Below are 22,998 nucleotides of genomic sequence, written 5' to 3'. Positions count from 1 at the left end.
GGACGGTCCGCAGATCCCCGGTGTGGTCGGCGGCGGCGACGAGCAGCAGCAGCTGGGTGGCGGGCGGCAGATGGCTGACCCTGCCGTGGAACGCCATGTGCAGCCGACTGGTGAGCGGCAGCGCGCCGGGCCGGAATCTGCCGTCCGGCCGCTCCGCCCGGAAGGCGAGCGGCAGTTCCAGCAGGGCCAGCGGATTGCCCTGGGCCTCGGTGAGGACGCGGTAGCGGATCGTGGAGGTCAGCTCGCCGCCGTGCACCGCGAGCAGGGCGCCCGCCGACTCGGCTGTCAGCCCGCGCAGCCGCAGTTCCGGCAGTCCGGGTGCGGGGAACGTGCCTTCCCCGTCGCGGGCCGCGAAGACCAGGGCGATGCCCTCGGCGTCGAGCCGCCGGGCGGCGAACATCAGCGCGTCGGTCGAGACCCGGTCCAGCCACTGCGCGTCGTCCACGACGCACAGCAGCGGCCCGTCGCCGGCGTGGGCCGACAGCAGGGACAGTACGGCGAGTCCGACGAACATCGGATCCGGTGCCGCCGCGACGGTCGTCCCGAACGCCGCCTCCAGCGCCAGCCGTTGGGGTTCGGGAAGCGCGCCGACCGCTCCCATCGCGGGACGGAGCAGCAACTGGAGCCCTGCGAAGGGCAGTTCGGCCTCAAACTCGATGCCGGAGCCGCGTACCACGGTCATTCCGGCGGCGGCCGTGACCGTGTGGTCGAGCAGCGCCGTCTTCCCGATGCCGGCCTCACCGCGCAGGACCAGCACCCCGCTGCGGCCGTCCCTGGCGCCGGCCAGCAGATCCCCGATGGCCGACTGTTCCGCCGCGCGCCCGTGCAACATGCTCCGCACGCTAGCCGACGGTCCGGCCGCCGCTGACGCCGCGGGACCCTTCCAGGCCCCGCCGTATGGCGGTCTCCACCGGGCAGTAGGCGCCGTTGGAACGCTCCAGCTCGTAGCGGACCGCCGGATACAGCGGGGGCTGGGCCATGAACCGGGGGCGGGTGCCGTGGTGCGGCCGGGCCGCGTGCACCAGGAAGGGATGGCAGAGATAGACGTCCCCTGGTCCGCCGGTGGCCAGGGCGACCGGCCGGTGCGCGCTCACCTCGTCGATCCGCGCGGCGATCTCCAGGGTGGAGGCCCCCGCCTCGCCGAACGGCTCGAGGACCGGCGGGACGTCCAGGTGCGATCCGACCCTGATGCGGGTCGGCGCGTCGTCGGGACCCGTCTCGGTGAAGAGGAACAGCATCAGCAACGCCCGGTCCCGGGACCTGAGGTTGGCGTAATACCACTGGGCGCCCTCGGGGAGGTAGCTGCCCTCGATGTGCCAGCCGGCGTCGTCCGGCTCCTCGGTGTGCGGGAAGCGGAGCGGGAAGGACCCCAGCGAGGGCCGGGGTACCCAGCGCCCGGGACCGACCAGATGGTCGAAGGCGTCATGCAGCACCGGGGTGTTGGCGGCAGCGACGAAGGGCGCGTCCGGCATGTCGGACACCCAGTGCACCGGCCGGGTCCAGGAGGACGGATCATCGGGGTCGGTGCCGGTCCTCGCCCAGAGCAGGTCGGCGCAGGCCTGTGCGGTGTCCTCGGAGAAGGCCCGTTCGATCTTGATGAAGCCGCTGTCGAGGAACCGGTCGATCGTCGTAGCGTCCACTCGGCCATCCTCACCGCTACTGGGTGGCGGGCGCCAACGGGTTTCCGGCCGGGATGATGAGCTCTTGGAGCGCGGGGATCGTCACCGCGCGGCTCAGGCGCTGGGGACCGTCCGGTGGATCTGCTGGAGGAAGGCGGCGTTGTCCGGCGTCTGCCGGATCCGGTCGAGCAGCACTTCGAGGGTCTGCTGGGTGTCCCTGGACTGCAGGGCACGGCGCAGGCCGCGCACGGCCGCCAGTTGGGCGGCGGGCAGCAGCAGCTCTTCGCGCCGGGTGCCCGACGGGGTCACATCGATGGCCGGGAAGATCCGCTTCTCGGCGAGGGAGCGGTCCAGCCGCAGTTCCATGTTGCCGGTGCCCTTCAACTCCTCGAAGAAGTAGTCGTCGGCGCGGGAACCGGTGTCGACGAGCGCGGTCGCGAGGATGGTCAGCGAGCCGCCCTCCTCGGCGCAGCGTGCGGCGCCGAAGAGCCGCTTGGGCGCCTGCACGGCGGCGGAGTCGACGCCACCGCTGAGGGTGCGGCCGTTGCCCGGTGCCGCGTTGTTGTGGGCGCGGCACAGCCGGGTGATCGAGTCGAGAAGCACCACCACGTCCTGGCCGAGCTCGACGAGCCGCTTGGCCCGTTCGATGGCGAGCTCGGCGAGCGCGATGTGCTCCTTGGCCGGGCGGTCGAACGTGGAGGCGAGTACCTCGCCGCGTACCGACCGGCGCATGTCGGTGACCTCCTCAGGGCGTTCGTCGAGAAGGACGACCATGAGGTGGCATTCGGGATGGTTGACGGCGACGGCGTTGGCCAGGCTCTGCAGCAGCAGGGTCTTGCCGGTCTTGGGCGGGGCCACGATGAGCCCGCGCTGGCCCTTGCCGACGGGCGCGACGAGATCGACGAGCCGGGTGGTCAGGGCGCCGGGCGAGGTCTCCAGCCGCAGCCGCCGGTTCGGATGGACGGGGGTGAGATCGGCGAAGTGCGGACGGCGGCCCAGTGCGCCGGCCTCGCGGCCGTTGATCCGGTCGAGGCTGCCGAGGGCACGCGGCCGCTCGGTGACGCCTTCGACGAGGTCGCCCTTGCGCAGGCCGTAGCGGCGGATCTGAGCGGCTGTCACCTGTACGTCGTCGGGCGCCGGGTGGTAGCCCTTGGCGCGCAGGAAGCCCTGGTTGCCGACGATGTCGAGGATGCCGGTGACCGGCGTGGGGAGGGTGCCGCGGGTGGTGCGGACAGGGGGGTGTTCGAGTGTGGTGGTCATGCGGGGTCCTTTCACGGACATACCAAAGAAGGGTCCCGGCGGGGGCGGAGCGAGGGAGCGGACGTGTCACGCACCACAACTGGCTTGCCGACCCGCGAGGGAGAAGGAAGGAGAATCAATGCCGGGCGGCCGGTCCTGGAGGGACGGATTTCGCCACAGCGGGGGATGGAACAAGCACCGGCGCCGAGAGCGGCGTACTCGAGTGCTGTTCGCACTGTAGCACGCCGCTTCGGGTGGTCGGGGAAATCGGTCGGGTAGAACGGTCCGGAATGCCTGTGCGCCGCGTCGGGGCGGACCCGGTGCGGTCAGCGGGCGCGGAGGTATCTGCGGCGGGCGAACACGGTCCCGGCGGTGGCCGCCAGCGCGGCGCCTCCGGCGGCCGACCAGCCGATCCAGGACAGACCGGTATCAGGGGCGGGCACCGCGGTCATCACGGGCGCCAGTGCGGCGGCCGTCGGCCGCACCCTTGGCGCGGAGGCGCGGGTCGCGGTGTTGAGCGTGCCGACGGACCCGGTCCGTCCGGCGGCGGCGAAACCCCAGTCCAGCAGGGCGCGCGCCTCCCGGTACACGGCCTGCGGCTGGCCTGACTGCGGGTTCATCACCGTCGCGATCAGCGTGCGGTCCCCGCGCCGGGCTGCGGTGATCAGGGTGTTTCCCGCGTTGGTGGTGTAGCCGTTCTTCACCCCGATGAGCCCCGGATACCTCCCCAGGCCGTCGGCTCCGGTCAGCAGGCGGTTGGTGTTCTGGATCTGGAACGGCGGCATCGCATGGCCCCGCGGGTCCTCCCCGCCGGGGAACATGGCGGTGGCGGTGCTGGTGTATCCGGTGAAGTACGGGGAGGCCAGACCGGCGCGGGCGAAGAGCGTCAGATCGTAGGCGGACGAGACCTGGCCGGGGGCGTCGTACCCGTCGGGGGAGATCACCTCGGTGTCGTCGGCGCCGAGCATCTCCGCCTTGGCCTGCATCTGGGCGACGGTCAGGGACACCGAACCGTTCATCCGGGCGAGTACATGGACGGCGTCGTTGCCCGAGCTGAGGAACACGCCCCGCCACAGATCGGCCACCGTGTACGTCTGTCCCGCCTGCACCCCCACCCGACTGCTGCCCTCGCCGATGCCCTCCAGCTCGGCGTCGCTCACGATGTGGTTGGTCTCCTGCGGGAACCGGGGCAGCACGGTGATGGCGAAGAGGGTCTTGAGGGTGCTGGCCGGCGGCAGCCGCAGATGCGCGTCCTTGGCCGCCAGCACCTCTCCGGTGCGCGCGTCGGCCACGACCCACGACAGGGCCGACAGGTCATCGGGCGGCTCGGGTGATCCGTCCCTCGGCAGGACGTGCAGCCCCGGACTCTTCAGCGCCACCCCGGCGGCGACGGCCCGCGCCGGCGCGGGCCGGGGCGCGGGTCCGTCGTCCCCGTTGGCCAGGGCCGGGACGGCGGGGCAGCTGACGGTCAGACAGACGGCGGTGAGCACCGTCACGCGGGACCAGAGGGACGGGGTACGGGCCGGGCCGGAGGCAGTCATGATGCAACGTTAGGAACGCTTCGGCCCGTACGGCGCGGTGACCTGCTCCAAACGGTGGACGGGACAGGTTATGCGGCCTCAGAAACCCGTTTGCACAGCGGATCTGACCGGGTGCCGGCGGCTGCCCGGATGCCGCGCGCCTTCGCCAGCTCGGCGTTGAAATGTGCGCCGGTGAGCAGCGCGATATGGGACACCCACAGCCAGACCAGGAAGACCACGGTGCCGGCCAGCGACCCGTACAGCCGGTTGTACGTCCCGAAGAGGGAGACGTAGAGGGCGAATCCCACCGAGGAGAGCAGCCACAGCACGACGGCCAGCGCGCCACCCGGCGCCATGACGCGCAGCGGCCGGAATCCGGCGGGTCCTGAGCGGAACAGGATCAGCACCAGGACCGTCGCCAGGCACAGCAGCAGCGGCCATTTCAGCGCGTTCCAGCTGGCCAGCGCCGCGGCGTCCATGCCCAGCAGCTGCCCGGCGCGACGGGCCAGCCGGCCCGTCGCCATCAGCGTGACCGCGCTGCAGACGAGCAGTGTGAGCAGCACCAGGGCGGTGATGACGATGCGGGGCGCGGTCCGCCAAGCGGGCCGGTGGTCGCTCACGCCGTACATCGAGTGCAGTGCGCGCCGGAACACGGCGAGGTAGCTGGAGGCGGACCACACCGCCCCCACGGTGCCGCTCACGGCCAGGAACCAGGCGGCGGAGTGCTCCTGTGCCATGTCCTTCATGGTGCTCGCGACGAGCTGCCGCGATGCGGCCGGCACCACGCCCGAGACCTGGCCGATCAGATCACTCGTCGTGGAGGTGCCGAGCAGGCCGATCACGGAGACCGTCACCAGGAGGGTGGGGAACAGGGCGAGCATGGCGTAGTAGGTGAGGGCCGCCGCCCGCTCGGAGGCGTCCTCGTCCCAGGCGGCGACGGCCGCGTCGCGCAGCGCGGCCAGGAACACCCGCGGGCGCCGGGCCGCCGGGGCGGACGCCGCGGCTACGCGGCCCGGGGGCCCCACGGTGGGCAGGGCCTGCTCGTCGGTCATTGCGGCTCCTCGTCGAACTGTGTGCGCCCGTTCCGGCGCGGTGATTGAAGGACCGATTGCGGGCAAGAAGCAGAGATGACCGGTCAGTTGTGGCCAGCGCATGATCCTCCCGTGTGTTCGGGAGGCTCGGAGAAGCTCGGGAAAGGAAGTCCGGATGCTTGCCATCGCCGCAGCTGTCGTGTTCGCGGTCGCCTTCATCATCAACGCGACCGAGACCTCGACGGACATCGTATTCACACCAGGGAGCCTGCAGCTCGTGGGGCTCGTACTGGTCGCACTGCACCTGGCCGGACTCGGTTCCGGATGGGCGGTTCCCAGCCGCCGCAGGCGCCGCCGCTGACCCGCGCGGAACCGCGCCGGGGCAGCACCGGCGAGTGGCGGGCGGGGCGGAGGGCGGCGCAGTGGGGTATTCCGGCACGCATGGAACCCGGCCGCTTGGGCAGGGGCCGGAGAGGACGAGCACGTGACCGCTGCTGAGGCAGAAGGGGCTTACCCGACATGCTGGATGTGCTGACCGTTGTGACGGAGCCTTTGTACCGCTCGGCCCGTTACGACGGCCGGAACGGCAGCATCGCCGCCGCTCGCGACATGGCCGCCGCGTTCCTCCGCGACCTCGCCCCGCACCGCAACGCCCCGGTACCCGAGCACCGTGTCCAGGATGTGCTGCTGGTCGTGAGCGAGCTGGTGACCAATGCGGGACGCTACGCGCCGGGGCCGTGTGTGATGGACCTGAGCTATGTCGGCGGGGGCGTGGAGGTCTCGGTCTGGGACACCAGTGCCGAGCTGCCGCGGCGGTTCGCGCCCGACCCGTCACGTATCGGCGGCCACGGGATGGAGATCGTCGAGCGGCTGTGCCGGCGGGTCACGGCCGAGCGCGTGTTCAACGGCAAGCGGGTCCGGGCACACCTGGACGTGGACTGACCCGGGCGTCCGGGGGCACCGGAAGCCACGCGGGCCCGGCCGGCGTGGTGCGGGTCGCCGGCCGGGCCCCATGGGGCAGGTCAAGAGGCGTACGCCTCGAATTCGGACAGCTGAGCGGCGGGCCAGCCGGTGTTGCCGGTGAAGGTCAGCCGCAGATAGCGGGTGGTGGTTCCGGCGGGCAGTGTGACGGTGGCGCTGTTGCCGCTCGCCGGGTTGAAGGTGTAGTCCGCTGACGCCTTCAGGGTGCTCCAGGAGCTGTTGTCGGTGCTGCCGAGCACGCTGAGGGTCTGGGTGCGGGTGGCCCAGGCCGACGCCGGCGGGAGCTTCAGGACGATCCTGCCGGTCCCGGTCGCCGCGCCCAGGTCGACGGTCAGCGACTGCGGGAAGGCGTTGCTCGCGCTCTCCCAGTAGGTGCCGGAGTTGCCGTCATCGGCGTTGCGGGCCGCGTAGACATCACTGGTGCTGGTGGCGCTGATGTTCTTGCCGGCGGTCAGATTGCCATTGGCCGGCGGGGTGGTCGGGGGAGTGGTGGGAGGCGTCGTGGGCGGGGTGCCACCGGTGGAGCGGACCTCGAGCTCGGAGAGCTGGGCGGCGGGCCAGCCGGTGTTGGCCGAGACGGTCACCCGGACGTACCGCGCCGTTGCGGCGGTGAAGCCGGCGGTCACGCTGTCGCCGCTGCCCGGGTCGAAGGTGTACGCCTTCGGCGCGGCCAGCTGGCTGAAGTCCGTCCCGTCGGCGGAACCGAGGACCGCGATGGTCTGGGAGCGGGACCCCCAGCCCGGGGGCAGCTTGAATGTCACGCTGTCCACGCTCGTGGCCGCGCAGAGGTCGACGGTCAGCGACTGCGGGAAGGAGCCGTTGTTGCTCTCCCAGTAGCTGCCGGCGTTGCCGTCGACGGCGTTGGCCGCGGTGTAGCTCCCATTGGAGCTGGTGGCGGTGGCGGACTTGCCCTGAGCGAGATTGCCGGTGCCCGGAACGCAGGCCGGAGGCGTCGTCGGGGGAGTGGTGGGAGGCGTCGTGGGCGGAGTGGTCGGCGGGGTCGTGGGGCCCGACGGAATGCCGCCGTTGGTCCAGATCGGGGCGGGCCAGTTGCCGGTGCAGGTGGAATCGGTGTTCCAGCCGGAGTTCCCGCCGCCGTCGACGATCACGAAACTGGTGCCGACGCAGTTGTGGATCGGGGTGGCGGCCTGGCCGATGTGCTTGGCCGTCACGTTGGTGAACTTCATGTTGGCGGAGACCTGGGCCTGGATGGCGTAGGTGCCGGCGCCGTCGATGTTGACGTTGGTGAGGCTGACGCCGCTGACGCCGCCCTCGATGGTCTGGATGGCCTCGTAGGAGCTGTCCAGGATGTCCGTGTCGCTGATGTTGATGGCCGCGCCGCTGATCGGCTCGTTCAGGCCGTCGAACCAGATCGCGCCGACTCCGAAGTTCCAGTTGAAGTCGCTGTTGCCGGTTCTGATCAGGGTGTTGCGGGCCGCCGTTATGGTGCCCGCGACAGCGGTGCCGTTCCCGGAGGAGACACCGGGGTAGCGGTTGGCGATGTGCAGCCCGCCGCCGTTGGAGATGGTGTCCGCCATCACGTTGTCGGAGATCGTGAAGTTCTTGCCGCCGTACGTGACGATGTTGTTCGCCAGGATCGGCAGGATCACCGTGTTGTGGGTGAACGCGTCGCCGACGTTCGGCACCCGCTCCGGCCAGGAGGCCAGTCCGTCGTCACCGAGGTTGCGCAGGAAGGTGTTGGTGACCGTGGAGTTGGTGACCCCGGTGTGGAAGTTCACGCCGTCCGCGGTCTGGTCCAGGATGCGGCTGTTCTTGATGGTGAAGTTGTCCATCGGGCCGTCCATCCAGGCCCCGACCTTCGTGTGCTGGATCCACAGGTCGTCGACGACGGAGTTGCTCATCGCGCCGCCGAGGGCGTTGACCTGGTCGTCGTCCGAGCGCTCGCGGATGTCGCCGATGATGGCGAAGTCCTTGAGGGTGACATTGTGGCTCGGGCCGTTGGCCTCGTGCGGCCGTACCGCTCCGGTGTAGCCGCCGCCGGGAACGTACTTGCCGTAGATGCCCGCGGCGCGGTTGCGGTTCACCGGGTCGCGCCCGCCGAGCACGCTGTACCAGGGCCCGGCGCCCGCCAGGGTGACCCCGTCGACGACCACATGGTCGTAGAGCGTGAAGCTGCCCTGCGGGATGTATACGGTCTTGCCCTGCGCCTGGCCGGCGTTGACCGCGGCCTGGAACTTGGCGGTGGAGTCGACGGCCCCGGTCGGGTCCGCGCCGAAGTCCGCGACCACGTCCAGTGCGCCGGCCGGCTTGGCGATCGGGGCGGCGACCTGCTCGAAGTCGGCCAGGTCGATGGTGAAGGTGGGGGACTGGGAGGTCGAGCTCACCTGAAGGCGGATCTTGGTCCCGGCCGGCAGCGTCGAGCCGAACATGGTCCGGGTCTCGTCGTAGAAGTGGTGCGGGTTGGTGTCGCCCGGGTTGTTGTTGAACGGGTATCCGCCGTAGTACCAGCTGTACTTGGAGGTCACCGGGACGCTCTTGAGGACCGAACCGTTGATCCGCAGGTCGATGGCAGCGTCCCGGCCGGTCCCGTTCGAGGTGTCGGGAAGGCTGTAGCGGAACGACATGGCGTTCGCCGGGGCGCTCAGGGTGAACTCGACGTACTGGCCGGTCGCGTTGAGCGTGACGGCCTGCCGGCCCGACGCCTCGGACGGCAGATTGCCGTACAGCCGGTCCGGCCCGATCACCGTTCCGTTGGTGGCAGCGTACTCGGCCTCCTGCTCCTTGAACGGCACGACGGCGCCGCGGCCGGGAACATCCAGGGGGGACAGCGCGGCCACGCCCGCTGCGTGCGCCGAGGGCGCGGTCGCGAGCCCCACCCCGGTCAGCGCGGCGGCCGCGCTGACTATGAGGGCGACGATCGCGGTCGTACTGCGCCTGAGGCGGGGACTTGGGGGTGCATGCATCACAGAGGCACGTCCTTGCAGGTCGAAGGTGGGGGGCGAGCGGCGCGCATTGCGCGTGCGCTTCGGGCACATGACGCGGGGGTTTCGGCCGGGCGTGGAGAGACTACGAGCACCCCTGCAGCAAGTCCATAAGTCAGCGCAATATTGCGACGATTGACTGCAAGGAAGAGCTGTACCTGTGGCACAAAAGGGTGTTGAAGGGGGACGCGCGAGGAGATGCGCGGCAGGGGGCGGCCGTCATCCGTTGTGGCGGCCCGCCGGACCGCCGAGACGTCACCGATGCGCCCACCGGCAAGAAGCCGCGGCGATCAGACGGTGCTGTCCACGATGAAGTCGTCGAAGGGGTGGACACCCGGGCGGCCGTCGGTCTCGGTGAGTGCGCGCCGCAGCGCGGCCAGCTGCCCGACGGTCATCTGCAGGGGCGGCTCGTCCGGCTGGTACGTGGTGCCGCGCGGATACGCGTCGCCGGGGGTGCCGCTCATCTCGATGTGGCAGCCCAGGATGTGGGTCACCGGGCGGGTCGCGCAGAAGGCGAGCAGCCGGTCGACGGTGGCGGTGAACGCGGCGGTGTCCCGTACGTAGATCATGCCCGGGTAGAAGGAGTCGCCGGTCAGGAGCAGTCCGGTGGACCGGTCGTACAGGACGACGGCCGCTTCCTCGTGACCCGGTCCCGGGATGACGTCCAGTACCCGGCCGCCGAGATCCAGTTCGCCCGCGGTGTCCGGCCAGCCCGCCAGGCCGAAGAAGGCGGTGACCTCCGCGAGCCCGGGACCCACCACGGTGGTGGCGGGGCGGCCGGCGAACTGGCCGTCGGCCGCGATGTGGTCGCCGTGCCCGTGGGTATGGGCGACCAGCAGCTCGTACCGCGGACGGGGGTGGTTTTCGAGCCATTCGGCGATCGCCGCGTCGACCGTGCGGCGCAGCGGGAAGTACCGCTCGTCGGCGGTGGCCCCGGTGTCCAGCAGCAGAGCCCGTTCGCCGCCGAAGAGCAGGAACAGGAAGGGCGCCTCGAAGTGCACCGACTTGTTCTGTCGCAGGATCAGCGTGTGCTCGTCGTACGCGTGCACCTGGATCTCCGGCGCGGGGTCGTGCTTCGCGGAGGGCCAGCCGGCGTGCCACTCGACGTCGAGGTTTCCCGGGACGGGCAGCGGCCCGCTGAAGTCCGTCACCCCGCCGACGCTACACGGAGGTCCTCCGGAGCGGTGAGGCCCGCCACCGCGGCCAGCCGGGTGAAGGAGTCCAGCAGTTCCGCACGGTCGAAGGTGCTGGTCGTCACCATGATCTCGTCGGCTCCGGTGCGCCCGGCGAGCGCGGCCAGCGCCACGGCCACCTCGTCCGCGGTGCCGTGAATATGGCCCTCCAGCGCCGCGTCGAAGAAGGAGCGCTCCCGTGCGGACATCCGCAGCGACTCGACCTCGTGCGTCGGCACGAGCGGCGGGAAGGTGCCGTGGGTGCGCGAGTACGCGCTCGACCAGGACTCGGAGACCAGCAGCCGGCGGGCGTTCTCCGGCGTTCCGGCGACCGCGACCGTGCCGGACACCACGACGTACGGGCGGGGCGACCAGACGGAGGGGCGGAAACCGGCCCGGTACCGCTCGATGGCGCTCAGCATCGGCTCCTCGCCACGGATGGCCCCGATCGCCAGCGGCAGCCCCAGCGCCGCCGCGTGGTCGGCTCCGGCGCCGGTGGCCAGCACGAACGCGGGCGGCCGCAGGCCCTCCGCCGGCCAGGCGTGCACCTCGGGATGGACTTGCTGGTCGCCGGTGAAGTAGCCGAGCAGCTCGGTCAGCTGCGCGCCGAAATCCTCGGCCGCCTCCTTGTCGCGCCCCAGCGCCCGCCGGACGCCGTCGGTGAAACCGACCGACCGGCCGAGGCCCATGTCGATCCGCCCGGGAAACAGCGCCTCCAGGACGCCGAACTGCTCCGCCACCACCAGCGGCCGGTGGTTGGGCAGCATCACCCCGCCCGTACCGACCCGGATCCGGGAGGTGGCCGCCGCGACGGCCGCCGCCAGTACGGTCGGCGCGGAACCGGCCACGCCGGGCACGCTGTGGTGCTCCGAGACCCAGAACCGGTGGTAGCCGAGCGCCTCGGCCTGCTGGGCGAAGCGGACCGTGTCGCGCAGCGCCAGGGGCATGCTCTGCCCCTGGCGGGTACGTGACCGGTCGAGGATGGACAGCGGAGTCCCTCGCAGTGCTGATGTCACCTTCGGTTCAACACCGTGGATCACTGAGGATTCCCGGACACGAACCCCGCCGGCACCGATAGCAGTGTCCGGATGCGCGTTCATGCGCGAAACTGGGGCAAACGATCAGGACAGCCGAGCCCCAGGAGGCATTGCCGTGCCGATCGAGACCGTGAACCCGGCGACGGGCGAGACGCTCAGGACGTTCGAGGCACTCGGGACCGCCGAGATCGAGACGAAGCTCGCCCGCGCCGAAGCCGCCTTCCGCCAGTACCGCACCACCACCTTCGGCGAGCGCGCCGAGCTGCTGCGCCGTGCGGCCGGGCTGCTGGACGAGGAGCGCGAGGACATCGCCCGCACCATGACCACCGAGATGGGCAAGACGCTCGTCGCGGCCCGCGCGGAGGCCGCCAAGTGCGCCAAGGCCATGCGCTGGTACGCGGAGCACGCCCCGGCGCTGCTGGCGGACGAGCACCCGGCGGAGGTCGACGTCAAGGACTCCGGCGGCGACCGCGCCTATGTGCGGTACCGCCCGCTGGGCGTGGTCCTGGCGGTCATGCCGTGGAACTTCCCGCTCTGGCAGGTGGTGCGCTTCGCCGCGCCGGCCCTGATGGCGGGCAACACCGGCCTGCTCAAGCACGCCTCGAACGTTCCCCAGACCGCCCTCTACCTGGGGGATCTGTTCCGCCGCGCGGGGTTCCCCGAGGGCTGCTTCCAGACGCTGCTGGTCGGCTCGGGCGCTGTCGAGGCGATCCTGCGCGACCCGCGGGTCGCGGCGGCGACCCTGACCGGCAGCGAGCCGGCGGGGCGCTCGGTGGCCGCGATCGCCGGTGATGTCGTCAAGCGGACCGTCCTGGAGCTCGGCGGCAGCGACCCGTACGTGGTCATGCCGTCCGCCGACATCGAGCGCGCCGCGAAGACCGCGGTCACCGCCCGGGTGCAGAACAACGGCCAGTCCTGCATCGCGGCCAAGCGCTTCATCGTGCACGCCGAGGTGTACGACGAGTTCGCCGCGCGCTTCACCGGGGTGATGGCGGCGCTGCGGGTCGGTGACCCGATGGACGAGTCCACCGATGTCGGGCCGCTCGCCACCGAGCAGGGCCGGGCGGACCTGGAGGAACTCGTCACCGACGCCGAGCGGCTCGGCGCGACGACGCTGTGCGGCGGGCAGCGCCCCACGTCGCAAACGGCGGGCTGGTTCTACGAACCGACGGTGCTGGCGGGCATCACCGAGCGGATGCGGATCCACCAGGAGGAGGCGTTCGGGCCGGTGGCCACCCTCTACAAGGTCGCGGATCTCGACGAGGCCGTACGGCTGGCCAACGACACGCCGTTCGGACTCAGTTCCAACGTCTGGACCCAGGACGGCGCCGAGCAGGAGCGCTTCGTGCGGGACCTGGAGGCGGGCGGCGTCTTCTTCAACGGCATGACCGCCTCCCACCCGGCCATGCCGTTCGGCGGAGTGAAGCGTTCCGGCTACGGGCGCGAGTTGTCGGGGCACGGGATCCGCGAATTCTGCAACATCACCACGGTGTGGCACGGGGCGGTTTCCTGACAGGTCACCACGGCGGCCGGTGCGTCGCATGGGGCGGTGTAAGGCCGCGGAAGGGCCGGGTGTAGGGTCCCCCCTCTCGCACGTGCGCGGCTGAACGGGGCTGCCGCCCAGGGATGTTCATGGAGGATTCATGCAGATCAAGCACCACGGCCGGGTTCGTACCGGTGCGATAGCCGCCGTCGGTTTCGCGGCATTGCTGGGGACGGGCGTGCTCGCCACCCCCGCGTCGGCGCACACGCCGAAGTGGTCGGTCACTTGCGACAAGGTCACGGTCAACCTGACCGCCTATGACGCCAAGGAGAACAACACCGTCACCGTCACCGTGGACGGCAAGGACCTGCTGCCGCTCACGACGTTCCACCAGTCGTACCAGAGCACCCTGGACCTGGCCAAGCACTCCAAGGCGGTCTCGGTCCACATCGTTGTCAAGGCGGGCAACGAGAACGCCCCGGCCGCGTGGAACCTGGACGACACCAAGTCGGTCGCCCCGTGCGCCGGTGACGTGACGCCGCCGAGCACCAAGCCGAGCACCCCGCCCAGCACGACGCCCGCCAAGCCGACCCCCGTGGCCTCGACGCCGAGTGCGCCGGTCGTCAAGCCCAGCCAGTCCTCCCCGCCCACCAACCTCGCCGAGACCGGTGGCTCCAGCTCCACCCCGCTCATCGGCGGGATCGCCGCGGTCGTGGTGGCCGCCGGTGCGGGTCTGCTCTTCATGAACCGCAAGCGCCGCACCTCCACGCACAGCTGATCCACCGCGGACGGTCATCCCCATAGTGCGTCGAAGGGCCCGGGCTCCGGGAAATCTCAGGAGTCCGGGCCCTTCGTGTCAGCCGGCCGCCGGACGGGACGGCCGCGGCCGCCGGGGCTCACCCGGCGCGGCGGGTGCGAAGTGCATATAGGACTTCTCCTGGACGCGTTCCGCGATCCGCCAGGCGCCGGCCACACGGACGAAGGCATCGATGTACCACATTCCGCAGTACAGCACCCCGCCGTCCGCCGCGCCCTGGTCGCCGGGCAGCACCAGGGGGTTGTGGCACATGGTGCGCCCGGTCGCGGTGTCGCCGTCGAGCCTGACCGACGCGTTGCCCAGCAGATGCTGATAGGCCGGGAACCGGCCCATCACGGAGCCGAGGAAGTCCTTGATCTGCGGGAGGGTGCCGCGCGGTCCTCCGGTCGCGGTGTAGTCGATGACGGCGCCCGCGGTGAACACGGCGTCGAGGAGATCCCATTGCCGGGTGTCGACGGCATGGCAGTAGTCGACCATCAGGTCCTGTATCTCCAGCCGGTCGGAGATTTCGGCGAGCGACAGCATGCTGCTCCCGGTCCGTAGGGCAGTCGGACCGCCATGCATTGCATGGGCCGTACGAGAAGTCAAGGGCGGTGGCCGTCTCCCGGACGGCTGGTACCTGTGAATACGCGGAGAATCACCGGCCGATCCGCCGCCGCCCGCGGGGGCGACCATAGGATCAGGCTATGGATCTTCGAATGCCGCGGCGCAAGCGTTTGCTGGCCGGCACGGCGGTGCTCGCCCTGCTCGGTGGCGCCGGCACCTGGGCGGTGGAGTCGTCGGCCGCCGCGTCCGGCGGCGCGAACGCCGTGCACCAGGAGGACGCGATGCTCCCCGGGCAGGGGGAGCGGCTGGACACGTCGTTCTTCACCGACGGCGGGACGGAGCGCCGTCCCGCCGTGCTGCTCGGGCACGGATTCGGTGGCAGCAAGGACGACATGCGCGGCCAGGCCCAGGACTTGGCGCGCCGGGGATACGCCGTACTCACCTGGTCCGCGCGCGGTTTCGGGAAGTCCACGGGCACGATCGGCCTCAACGCGCCGGAGGGTGAGGTCGCCGATGTGAGCCGCCTCGTCGACTGGCTCGCCAAGCGGCCCGAGGTACGGCTCGACGCGGCCGGCGACCCCCGCGTCGGTGTCGCCGGAGCGTCGTACGGCGGTGCGATCTCGCTGCTCGCCGCCGGGTACGACCGGCGGATCGACGCCATCGCCCCACAGATCACGTACTGGAACCTCGCCGATGCGCTGTTCCCCGGTGACGTCTACAAGAAGCTCTGGGCCGGGATCTTCTTCTCCAGCGGCGCACGGGCCGGTGATCCGGTCTGCGGGCGCTTCGCACCGGCCGTGTGCGCGATGTACGAGCGGGTCGCGGTCGCAGGAAGGCCCGACGCGGCCGCCCGCGCCATGCTGGACAGGCTCAGCCCGTCCGCCGTCGCGGACCGCATCAAGGTGCCGACCCTGATCGTGCAGGGGCAGAGCGACTCGCTCTTCCCGCTCGGCCAGGCCGACGCCATGGCGAAGGCGATCGCCACCGGCGGCACGCCCGTCGCCGTCGACTGGATCGCCGGCGGCCACGACGGCGGCGACCTGGAGACCTCCCGGGTACAGGGCCGCGTCGCCGCCTGGTTCGACCGGTACCTTAAGGGCGACACTTCCGTCGGCACGGGCCCGGCCTTCCGGGTGACCCGCACCGGCGGAGTGAACACCACCGACGGCCGCGCCGTCCTGCGCGGCGCCACCGGGGGCCGTTACCCGGGCCTGGCCGGCACCTCGTCCCGTACGGTCCCGCTCGCCGGCCGCGAGCAGCGGATCGCCAACCCGGCGGGCGGCAGCCCGCCCGCGATCTCCTCGGTCCCCGGCATCGGCGGCCTCTCCCAGCTGTCCAGCCTCGGCGCCGGCATCTCGCTCGACTTCCCCGGTCAGTCCGCGCAATTCGACTCGGCCCCGCTCGGCTCCGGCATCCGCGTCACCGGCTCGCCCTCCGTCACCGTGCGTGTCACGACCGCGGCGGACGACGCGGTGCTCTTCGCGAAGGTCTACGACGTCGCCCCGAACGACCGCCAGTCGCTGCCCGCGCAACTCGTCACCCCGGTGCGGGTGAGCGGCGCGGTGGCCGGCAAGACCGTGGAGCTGCGACTGCCCGCGATCGACCATCAGTTCGCGTCCGGGCACCGGCTGCGGCTGGTGCTCGCCAGCACCGACCTCGCCTACGCCTCGCCGGCACCGCCCGCCACGTACACCGTCTCGCTCGCCACTCCCGCGCTCACACTGCCGACCGACCCCGGCGTCTCCACCGAGGCCGCCGGGCTGCCCTGGTGGACCTGGGGCATGCCGCTCGGCGCGGCCGTGATCGCCGCGTTGCTGCTGCTCATCGGCCGCCGCCGGGTACGCACCCCGGACCCGGAACCGGCGCTGTCCGGCGTACCGCTGGAGATCACGGATCTGAGCAAGCGCTACGCCAAGTCCGCCAACCGCTATGCCGTACGCGACTTGTCGTTCCGCGTCGAACGCGGTCAGGTGCTCGGACTCCTCGGCCCGAACGGCGCGGGAAAGACCACCACCCTGCGGATGCTCATGGGACTCATCCGCCCCGACAGCGGCGAGATCCGCGTCTTCGGCCAGGCCATCAGGCCCGGAGCGCCGGTCCTCTCCCGCGTCGGCGCGTTCGTCGAGGGCGCGGGCTTCCTGCCCCATCTGTCGGGGCGCGCCAACCTCGACCTGTACTGGCAGGCCACCGGCCGCCCCGCGCAGGACGCCCACTTCGAGGAGGCACTGGAGATCGCGGGCCTCGGCGACGCGCTGCAACGCGCGGTCCGTACGTACTCGCACGGCATGCGGCAGCGGCTCGCCATCGCACAGGCCATGCTCGGCATGCCCGATCTGCTGATCCTCGACGAACCGACCAACGGCCTCGACCCGCCGCAGATCCGCGAGATGCGCGAGGTGCTCATCCGGTACGCGGCCGAGGGCCGCACCGTGATCGTCTCCAGCCATCTGCTCGCCGAGGTCGAGCAGAGCTGCACCCATCTCGTCGTCATGGACCGCGGGCGGCTGATCACCGCGGGGCCGGTCGCGCAGATCACCGGCTCGGCCGACACCCTGCTCATCGGCGTGGAGGGCACGCTGTCCGACGGGATCCTCCAGAAGGTCGCCGAACTGCCGGGACTGGCCAGCGCGGTCCGCGGCGACGACGGCCTGCTGGTCGGCCTCGACGGCATGACCGTCCCCGAACTCCTCGTCGAACTCGTCCGCCTGGACGTCCCGGTCACGCGCGTCGGCCCGCACCGCCGCCTCGAGGACGCCTTCCTCACCCTCATCGGAGGCACCTCATGAGCGCCACCGCTCCGGCACCCGCTCCCGCACCCGGCCCCGCGCCCACTCCCGTCACCTCCACGGCTCCCGGCTACCACCCGCGCCGCACCCTTCCGCTGCGCGTGGAGGCCATGCGGCAGCTGCGGCGGCGGCGCACTCTCGTCGTCGGCGCGGTGCTCGCCGCACTGCCGTTCATCCTCATCGCGGCCTTCGCCATCGGCGGCCAGCCCGACGGCAGCAACAACCGCAACGGCCCGTCCCTCATCGACACCGCCACCGCCTCCGGCGCCAACTTCGCCGCCACCTGCCTGTTCGTCTCGGCGGGCTTCCTGCTGGTCGTGCCGGTGGCGCTGTTCTGCGGCGACACCATCGCCTCGGAGGCCAGCTGGTCCTCGCTGCGCTATCTGCTGGCCGCCCCGGTGCCCCGGATGCGCCTGCTCACCAGCAAGCTCGTGGTGGCGCTGGGGTTCAGCGCCGCCGCGATGCTCCTGCTGCCCGTCGTCGCGCTCGCGGCGGGGACCGCCGCCTACGGCTGGGGTGATCTGCAGATCCCCACCGGCGGGGCGCTGCCTTCCGGTACCGCGCTGCCACGGCTGGGCATCGTCGTCGCCTACATCTTCGTCAGCCAGCTGGTCACCGCGGCGCTCGCCTTCTGGCTCTCCACCGTCACCGACGCTCCGCTCGGCGCGGTCGGCGGAGCCGTCGGGCTCACCATCGTCGGCAACGTCCTCGACGCCGTCACCGCGCTCGGCTCCTGGCGCGACCTGTTGCCCGCCCACTGGCAGTACTCCTGGGCCGACGCCCTCCAGCCGCACCTGGAATGGTCCGGAATGATCCAGGGCACGGCGGTCTCCGTCTCCTACGCCCTGGTGCTCACCGCTCTCGCCTTCCGCGGATTCCGGACCAAGGACGTCGTGTCCTGACGGCGGAGGCCCGGTGCGGGCGGTGCGCGTCGGCCGGACAAGCCGCTGCCGCGCTGGAGCCCGCTGGACCCTGGGGGAACCAGGGCGGGCCGCCGCGCGTTCTTCCGGATGAGCGCGGCATGTGCCGCGGACGGAGGCGGAAGATGTCCAATCGCGCGAAGCTCGCCGTTGGCGGGGTGGGCATAGGGATCGTCCTGATGATCCTGGGCGTTCCCTTCTGGCTGGCCCTTCTCATAATCGTCGGTGTGCCGGTGGGCGCCTACCTGACCCTGGATCCCTCTCAGCGGCGCCGGCTCAAGAGGATCTCCCGTCGGGAAATAGGCCGCTGACCTGCCCCTCGCCGAGAGTAGGGTGATCGTGGAATCATCCACCGGACGAGGGGGCAACGGGTCATGGGCGGGACGGTCACCGCGGTCAGCCGTAGTACTGAACACGACTTCAGCAAGCCGAACGAGGAGAGCATCCGGCTGCTCGCCGGCCTCGGCGTGAAGGGCGACGCCCATCTGGGCGTGACGGTCCAGCACCGCTCGCGCGTCGCCCAGGACCCGACGCAGCCGAACCTGCGCCAGGTCCACTTCATCCACGCCGAGCTCTTCGACGAGCTGCGCGCCGTTGGCTATGACATCGCCCCCGGCGACCTGGGCGAGAACGTCACCACCCGCCGTCTGGACCTGCTCGGCCTGCCGGTCGGCGCCCGGCTGCGGCTCGGCGCGGAGGCGGTCGTCGAGATCACCGGGCTGCGCAACCCGTGCCTGCAGATCGACACCTTCCGCACCGGCCTGCTCAAAGAGGTCGTCTTCCGGGACGAGGCGGGCGAGCTGATCCGCAAGGCCGGAATCATGGGCATTGTGCTGTCCGAGGGCGAGGTGCACCCCGGCGACCCGATCGAGGTCGAGCTGCCCGAAGGCCCGCACCGCCCGCTGGAGCGGGTCTGAGATGGCCGTCGATATCCGTTCCGTCGAGGACCTGATCGAGCACACCCGGGGCGGCCGGCGGGTGAAGTACGTCCACTTCTGGGGCCACCGGCCGCAGTGCGACGGCAGCGTGGGCGCCGGCTGCTTCAGCCAGTGGTGGCCCGCGCCGTTCACCGTGGACGGCGTGGAGTACGCCACCGCCGAGCACTGGATGATGGCCGGCAAGGCCCGGCTCTTCGGCGACGCGGAGGCCGAGCGCAGGGCCGTCGCGGCCACCCACCCCAAGGCCGCCAAGGCCGTGGGGCGTTCGGTGCGGGGATTCGACGACGAGACCTGGCAGCGGGAGCGCTTCGGGCTCGTCGTCGACGGCAGCGTGGCCAAGTTCGCGCAACACCCCGAGCTGCGCGCCTACCTGCTCGGCACGAACGAGCGCGTGCTCGTCGAGGCCAGCCCGCCCGACCGCATCTGGGGCATCGGACTGGCCGCGGACGACGAGCGCGCCCAGGATCCGGCCCGCTGGCGCGGGCTCAACCTGCTGGGCTTCGCGCTGATGGAGGCCCGCGCACGCCTCGCCGCCGCCCCTTCGGGCTAGGACCTGTCCGGGAGATCCCGGGGCCGGAGCCTGCCCCGAGGTCCGCAATACCGTTGCGGACCTCCCCGGCGGGATGCGAGCATCGCCTTCATGATGATCCGAAAGGCTGGCCTCGCGACACTCCGGTGATCGCGATGACCCCTCACGAATTCGACCACCTGCCCTTCCCGGCCCGTATGCGGGCCCTCGCCGGATACGCCCGCGGCCTCGACGACGCCCGGTACCGTGCCCTGCGGGCCGCGCTCGACGCGGGCGATCCGGATGAACGGCACACCGCGCTCTTCCTGGCCGTCGCCCGCCGCGACCTGAGCGCGGTCACCGCCGCACTCGACGACCCGCTGCTGCGGACCCGGGCGATGTCGGCCGCGATCAGGCTCCCGATTCCCGAACAGGCCCTGGCCGGGCTCGCGTTGAGCGAGATTCGTGCCGTCCGCCATGACACGTACCGGGTGCTGCGGCTGTCGCGCCGCCGCACCCTCGCCGACCGGCTGCTGCCGGAGGTGCACGAGCGTCACGGCCGGGCGGAGGCCGCCCGGCTGCTCCCCGCGTGCACACCCGGGGCCGCCGCGGAGTGGCTGCCCCGGCTCGACGCACCGCCCGGAGTGCTCCGCTCCCTGGCCCGTACGGCGCCCGGCGCGGTGGCCGCCCAACTGGCCGCCGTGTACCGGGACTGCGCAGATCCGCACGAGCGCAGCACCCGGCGGTTCAAAGACCCCCGACTCGTCAGCACGCTGACCGAGCGCGACCCCGACGCCGGACTGCTGCTCCTGGAGCGGGCCCCGGAACTGCTGACCGAACGCGCCATGTCCGTTCTGCTGCGCCGCCCGCGGGCCGTCCTGGAATCGGTGCGCCGCACCGGGGCGAAGGAACTCCCGCTGGCCGCCGGTCCGCTGCCGCGCTCCGCGCTGCGCGCGGTACGCGCCCTCGGACCGCGGGAGCTCGCCGAACTCGCCGGCGTCTGCACCTCGTCCCACCGGCGGGAAGGTCCGTTCGGCATGGTGGTGGCACCCGACCCGCTGCTGGTCCTGCTCCCGGCCGACGTCCGCGTCCGGATCGTGGCGGCGCGGGTGGCGGAGGCGAAGGGCGGCTACGCCCTCCCGCTCACCGCGCTGGCCGCCCTCCCTCCCGCCGATCGCGCGGCCCTCCTGGAGCGCTTCATGCCCCAGGCCCTGCGGAGCCCCCGGCGGCTGCGCCATGTGGCCGCCACCCTTCCGCTGGCGGCCGCAGAACCCCTGCTGCGTGAAGGCACGGACTCCCACCGTGTCCATGTCCGTGTCCACGCCTGGCCCGCCCTGCTCACCAGTGCCCAACTCCAGGGCGATCCGGCCGAATACGCCCGCATCGTGGTCTCCTGCGAAAGGGCCTGGCACGACCAGGACATGGTCCGCCAGGCAGCCCTCACCCAGGCGGCCGGGGCCCCGGCCCGGCTCCTTTCCGCCGTGTCGCCGCAGTCCCTGCGGGACGCGGCGCTGACCACCGTCCAGTCCCGTGACTCCACCGCCCGCACCCTGGCGGCCGCCGAACGCTGGCTGCGCCGCGCGGCGGCCGTCGCCGCCGGGCGGGGTGACGGAGAACGGGCGGCGGCCGTCGCCCTCCTGCTGGCGGAGATCGTCGCCGACCCGCGCAGGGCGGGCGGAGCCGTCCCGCTGAGGCTCGGTGACCGCGCGCCGCGGCAGGTCTGGGAGGCCGCCCGCCGGGCGGAACTGCGTCCACGGCGCCTCATCGCCCTGGCCGAACTCCTCGCCGGCAACGGCGCCCCGGTGCCGGAACTCGACGCGCTCGTGGAGCGGATCGCCCTGGCCGACGGCGATCCGCAGCTCGCGGCCCGCGCCGCCGGCGTATGGCTGGCCGACCCCGCCACCCGCTCCGAACGATGCGGGCGGCTCATCGCGGCCGACCCGTCGTTCGCCTCGGTTCCGCGCGTCCTGCACACCCTGGCGAACCGCCGCACCGATCTGCTCGACACCGTATTGGACCCCGGGGTGACGGCGTTGGACCCCGGTGCGAGGACCGGGACGCCGTGGGTGCCCCGGCTGCCGCGTTCGGTCACCGGCCGCTGGCTGCCGCGCCAGCGGGCGCTGCTCGACCAGCGGCTGGTGTCGGTCGCCACCGACGAGGACGCGACCCTGCGCCAACGAGCCGACGCCGCCGCCCTGTTGCGCGACGAGCTGCTGCTGCGCTGCCTCGCCGACGACGCGCCGCAGCCGGTCGCGGCGGCGGCGCTCTCACCGCACTGGGCGACCTGGGAGCGGGCGCGCTCGGCCTGCTCCTCGAGCACGCCGCAGGAGCGGGAGTACGAGGCAGGGCCGCCATGGCGGCCATCAGGCGGCTGCTCGGCACGATGCCTGACAGCGCGGCCGTCGTGCTGCTCGCGCCGGTCGTCCGCCACCGCGCCGCACCGGTCGGCACCCGCAAGGAAGCGGCGCGCGCACTGGCAGAACTGGCGGAGCTGCCCGGCGAATCCGCGTTCGCCGCGCTCCTGGCCGGATGGGACGCCCCCGGTCAGCACCGCGACGTCCTCGCCGTTCTGGCGCGGCCGATCGTACGGCGCGTCGACCGGCCGCCCATCGCGGCGCGGCTCACCGCGCACCTCCACCAGCCGGCCGTACGCGACGCCGTCATCATCGCGGACCGCGACGTGGTGCCCGTGGAGGTGCGCGGCGCCCACGCCCGGTTCGTCGCCGGGCTTGTCCCCGTGGCGGAACCGGAGATCGCCGGAGCCGCCTGCCAGGAGCTGCGGCACACCCGTTCCTGGCCGGCCGCGGACGTGGCCGGGCCGCTGGCCGCGACCGCCGCCGACCCGGCGCGTCCGGATGCGCTCCGCGAGAGCGCGGCCGCGGTGCTGACGGGTTACGCCGGTTCGCCGGCCGGTCTCGCCGCGCTGCGCACCGCCCTCGACGCGCTCGCGGCGCAGGGGAGTTCCGGCGCACCGGACGGGCAGCGCTCCGCGCTCCGCATCCTGCACCATCTGGTGGACCGCCACGGTCCGACGCCCGCCGCGGCGCTGGACGTCCTCACCGACGCCCTGCTGCGGGCCGGACTACGGCGGACCGCCGCCCGGGTCGCCCTGGAAGCGGCCCTGTCGGCGATGCGGGAAGGGGATCCCGCCCCCGCTCAGTGGGACCGCTGGCTCGTCCTGGCGGCCGACCATCCGTACGGTCTCGACCTGGGACGCGGGCAGTACCTCGACCACCACGGCACCCTGTCCCCGGCCGTGCACCGGACGGTCGTGAGCCTGCGGGACCGCGGCACTCCCGCCGCCGGTCTGGTCGCCGTCGAACTCGTCGGCGCGGCGGGCCGGAGGTCAGGGTGGCGAGCTCCCTGGCCGGCCGAACTCGCGGCCCTGTGCGCCGACGCGGATCCGGGTGTCGCGGAATCGGCGCTCCTGGTGGACCTGGGGCGGAGCTCCGACTGACG

Annotated in this window: 20 protein-coding genes; 11 read left to right on the top strand and 9 right to left on the bottom strand. The window is 72.1% G+C overall.

Annotated elements, in window-relative coordinates; all coding sequences use genetic code 11:
- From QMK24_RS16130 to QMK24_RS16110, 5 genes are all read right to left on the bottom strand, one after another.
- On the bottom strand, positions 1 to 832 hold an 832-nt coding region (locus QMK24_RS16130; RefSeq protein ID WP_283466652.1), incomplete at its 3' end, for an AAA family ATPase.
- Between the two features lie 10 nt (positions 833 to 842).
- Positions 843 to 1,640 carry a phytanoyl-CoA dioxygenase family protein gene (locus tag QMK24_RS16125; RefSeq protein WP_283466651.1) on the bottom strand — a complete coding sequence of 266 codons (798 nt, stop codon included), beginning with the start codon at positions 1,638 to 1,640 and terminating at the stop codon, positions 843 to 845.
- A 93-nt stretch (positions 1,641 to 1,733) separates the two neighbouring features.
- A complete protein-coding gene (gene rho / locus QMK24_RS16120) occupies positions 1,734 to 2,879 on the bottom strand; it encodes a transcription termination factor Rho (protein ID WP_283466649.1) in 1,146 nt (381 codons plus the stop codon).
- 305 nt (positions 2,880 to 3,184) lie between these two features.
- Complete coding sequence (locus QMK24_RS16115) at positions 3,185 to 4,399, bottom strand: D-alanyl-D-alanine carboxypeptidase family protein (protein WP_283466648.1); 1,215 nt, start codon at positions 4,397 to 4,399, stop codon at positions 3,185 to 3,187.
- 68 nt (positions 4,400 to 4,467) lie between these two features.
- Complete coding sequence (locus tag QMK24_RS16110; RefSeq protein WP_283466646.1) at positions 4,468 to 5,430, bottom strand: YihY/virulence factor BrkB family protein; 963 nt, start codon at positions 5,428 to 5,430, stop codon at positions 4,468 to 4,470.
- Positions 5,431 to 5,584: 154 nt separating this feature from the next.
- Between QMK24_RS16110 and QMK24_RS16105 the strand changes: the two genes are divergently transcribed.
- Together QMK24_RS16105 and QMK24_RS16100 are read left to right on the top strand one after the other, a co-directional pair.
- Complete coding sequence (locus QMK24_RS16105; RefSeq protein WP_283466645.1) at positions 5,585 to 5,770, top strand: hypothetical protein; 186 nt, start codon at positions 5,585 to 5,587, stop codon at positions 5,768 to 5,770.
- Between the two features lie 179 nt (positions 5,771 to 5,949).
- Positions 5,950 to 6,351 carry an ATP-binding protein gene (locus tag QMK24_RS16100; RefSeq protein WP_283466644.1) on the top strand — a complete coding sequence of 134 codons (402 nt, stop codon included), beginning with the start codon at positions 5,950 to 5,952 and terminating at the stop codon, positions 6,349 to 6,351.
- 80 nt (positions 6,352 to 6,431) lie between these two features.
- Here QMK24_RS16100 and QMK24_RS16090 read toward each other — a convergent pair whose 3' ends face one another.
- The 3 genes from QMK24_RS16090 to QMK24_RS16080 form a co-directional block, all read right to left on the bottom strand.
- Positions 6,432 to 9,314: a discoidin domain-containing protein gene (locus QMK24_RS16090; protein ID WP_349307860.1), complete on the bottom strand. Its 2,883-nt coding sequence runs from the start codon at positions 9,312 to 9,314 to the stop codon at positions 6,432 to 6,434.
- Between the two features lie 308 nt (positions 9,315 to 9,622).
- Positions 9,623 to 10,483, bottom strand: a complete 861-nt coding sequence (locus QMK24_RS16085; protein ID WP_283466643.1) for an MBL fold metallo-hydrolase — start codon at positions 10,481 to 10,483, stop codon at positions 9,623 to 9,625.
- Positions 10,480 to 11,520, bottom strand: coding sequence for an MsnO8 family LLM class oxidoreductase (locus QMK24_RS16080; protein WP_283466642.1), 1,041 nt, complete (start codon positions 11,518 to 11,520; stop codon positions 10,480 to 10,482). Before QMK24_RS16080 ends, QMK24_RS16085 begins: the two co-directional genes overlap by 4 nt.
- Positions 11,521 to 11,656: 136 nt before the next feature.
- On the opposite strand from QMK24_RS16080, the gene QMK24_RS16075 reads away from it, so the two are divergent.
- Positions 11,657 to 13,054: an NADP-dependent succinic semialdehyde dehydrogenase gene (locus QMK24_RS16075; protein ID WP_283466641.1), complete on the top strand. Its 1,398-nt coding sequence runs from the start codon at positions 11,657 to 11,659 to the stop codon at positions 13,052 to 13,054.
- Positions 13,055 to 13,184: 130 nt separating this feature from the next.
- Positions 13,185 to 13,802, top strand: coding sequence for an LAETG motif-containing sortase-dependent surface protein (locus QMK24_RS16070; RefSeq protein WP_283466639.1), 618 nt, complete (start codon positions 13,185 to 13,187; stop codon positions 13,800 to 13,802).
- A gap of 78 nt (positions 13,803 to 13,880) precedes the next feature.
- On the opposite strand, the gene QMK24_RS16065 is transcribed toward QMK24_RS16070, so the two are convergent.
- Positions 13,881 to 14,366, bottom strand: a complete 486-nt coding sequence (locus QMK24_RS16065) for a nuclear transport factor 2 family protein (protein ID WP_283466637.1) — start codon at positions 14,364 to 14,366, stop codon at positions 13,881 to 13,883.
- A 161-nt stretch (positions 14,367 to 14,527) separates the two neighbouring features.
- On the opposite strand from QMK24_RS16065, the gene QMK24_RS16060 reads away from it, so the two are divergent.
- The 7 genes from QMK24_RS16060 (at position 14,528) to QMK24_RS16030 (ending at position 22,996) form a co-directional block, all read left to right on the top strand.
- The gene (locus QMK24_RS16060; protein WP_283466636.1) at positions 14,528 to 17,173 is read left to right on the top strand and encodes an alpha/beta fold hydrolase; all 2,646 of its coding nucleotides are present in this window, start codon (positions 14,528 to 14,530) and stop codon (positions 17,171 to 17,173) included.
- Positions 17,170 to 18,075 (top strand): ABC transporter permease, encoded by a 906-nt coding sequence (locus QMK24_RS16055; protein WP_283466634.1) that lies wholly within the window; start codon positions 17,170 to 17,172, stop codon positions 18,073 to 18,075. The genes QMK24_RS16060 and QMK24_RS16055 overlap by 4 nt, the downstream gene beginning before the upstream one ends.
- 143 nt (positions 18,076 to 18,218) lie before the next feature.
- A complete protein-coding gene (locus tag QMK24_RS16050; protein WP_283466633.1) occupies positions 18,219 to 18,404 on the top strand; it encodes a tail-anchor membrane protein in 186 nt (61 codons plus the stop codon).
- Between the two features lie 63 nt (positions 18,405 to 18,467).
- Positions 18,468 to 19,010: an MOSC domain-containing protein gene (locus QMK24_RS16045; protein WP_283466631.1), complete on the top strand. Its 543-nt coding sequence runs from the start codon at positions 18,468 to 18,470 to the stop codon at positions 19,008 to 19,010.
- A gap of 1 nt (position 19,011) precedes the next feature.
- Positions 19,012 to 19,581 (top strand): riboflavin biosynthesis intermediates N-glycosidase, encoded by a 570-nt coding sequence (gene ybiA, locus QMK24_RS16040; RefSeq protein ID WP_283466629.1) that lies wholly within the window; start codon positions 19,012 to 19,014, stop codon positions 19,579 to 19,581.
- Between the two features lie 134 nt (positions 19,582 to 19,715).
- Positions 19,716 to 22,427: a hypothetical protein gene (locus tag QMK24_RS16035; protein WP_283466627.1), complete on the top strand. Its 2,712-nt coding sequence runs from the start codon at positions 19,716 to 19,718 to the stop codon at positions 22,425 to 22,427.
- Entirely contained in the window at positions 22,349 to 22,996 is a 648-nt protein-coding gene (locus QMK24_RS16030) for a hypothetical protein (protein WP_283466626.1), read from the top strand. The genes QMK24_RS16035 and QMK24_RS16030 overlap by 79 nt, the downstream gene beginning before the upstream one ends.
- Positions 22,997 to 22,998 lie beyond the last annotated feature (2 nt).

The organism is Streptomyces sp. PH10-H1, assembly GCF_030063355.1.
Classification (GTDB): domain Bacteria; phylum Actinomycetota; class Actinomycetes; order Streptomycetales; family Streptomycetaceae; genus Actinacidiphila.
Note: the sequence above shows the minus strand (reverse complement) of the source record. Positions and strands in the feature narration are given on the sequence as shown.

What these genes read in the sequence shown, in the direction of transcription:
- rho (WP_283466649.1), bottom strand. Translation starts at nt 2,879, where the DNA reads ATGACCACCACACTCGAACACCCCCCTGTCCGCACCACCCGCGGCACC.
- QMK24_RS16115 (WP_283466648.1), bottom strand. Translation starts at nt 4,399, where the DNA reads ATGACTGCCTCCGGCCCGGCCCGTACCCCGTCCCTCTGGTCCCGCGTG.
- QMK24_RS16110 (WP_283466646.1), bottom strand. Translation starts at nt 5,430, where the DNA reads ATGACCGACGAGCAGGCCCTGCCCACCGTGGGGCCCCCGGGCCGCGTA.
- QMK24_RS16105 (WP_283466645.1), top strand. Translation starts at nt 5,585, where the DNA reads ATGCTTGCCATCGCCGCAGCTGTCGTGTTCGCGGTCGCCTTCATCATC.
- QMK24_RS16090 (WP_349307860.1), bottom strand. Translation starts at nt 9,314, where the DNA reads ATGCATGCACCCCCAAGTCCCCGCCTCAGGCGCAGTACGACCGCGATC.
- QMK24_RS16070 (WP_283466639.1), top strand. Translation starts at nt 13,185, where the DNA reads ATGCAGATCAAGCACCACGGCCGGGTTCGTACCGGTGCGATAGCCGCC.
- QMK24_RS16065 (WP_283466637.1), bottom strand. Translation starts at nt 14,366, where the DNA reads ATGCTGTCGCTCGCCGAAATCTCCGACCGGCTGGAGATACAGGACCTG.
- QMK24_RS16060 (WP_283466636.1), top strand. Translation starts at nt 14,528, where the DNA reads ATGGATCTTCGAATGCCGCGGCGCAAGCGTTTGCTGGCCGGCACGGCG.
- QMK24_RS16055 (WP_283466634.1), top strand. Translation starts at nt 17,170, where the DNA reads ATGAGCGCCACCGCTCCGGCACCCGCTCCCGCACCCGGCCCCGCGCCC.
- QMK24_RS16050 (WP_283466633.1), top strand. Translation starts at nt 18,219, where the DNA reads ATGTCCAATCGCGCGAAGCTCGCCGTTGGCGGGGTGGGCATAGGGATC.
- QMK24_RS16045 (WP_283466631.1), top strand. Translation starts at nt 18,468, where the DNA reads ATGGGCGGGACGGTCACCGCGGTCAGCCGTAGTACTGAACACGACTTC.
- ybiA (WP_283466629.1), top strand. Translation starts at nt 19,012, where the DNA reads ATGGCCGTCGATATCCGTTCCGTCGAGGACCTGATCGAGCACACCCGG.
- QMK24_RS16035 (WP_283466627.1), top strand. Translation starts at nt 19,716, where the DNA reads ATGACCCCTCACGAATTCGACCACCTGCCCTTCCCGGCCCGTATGCGG.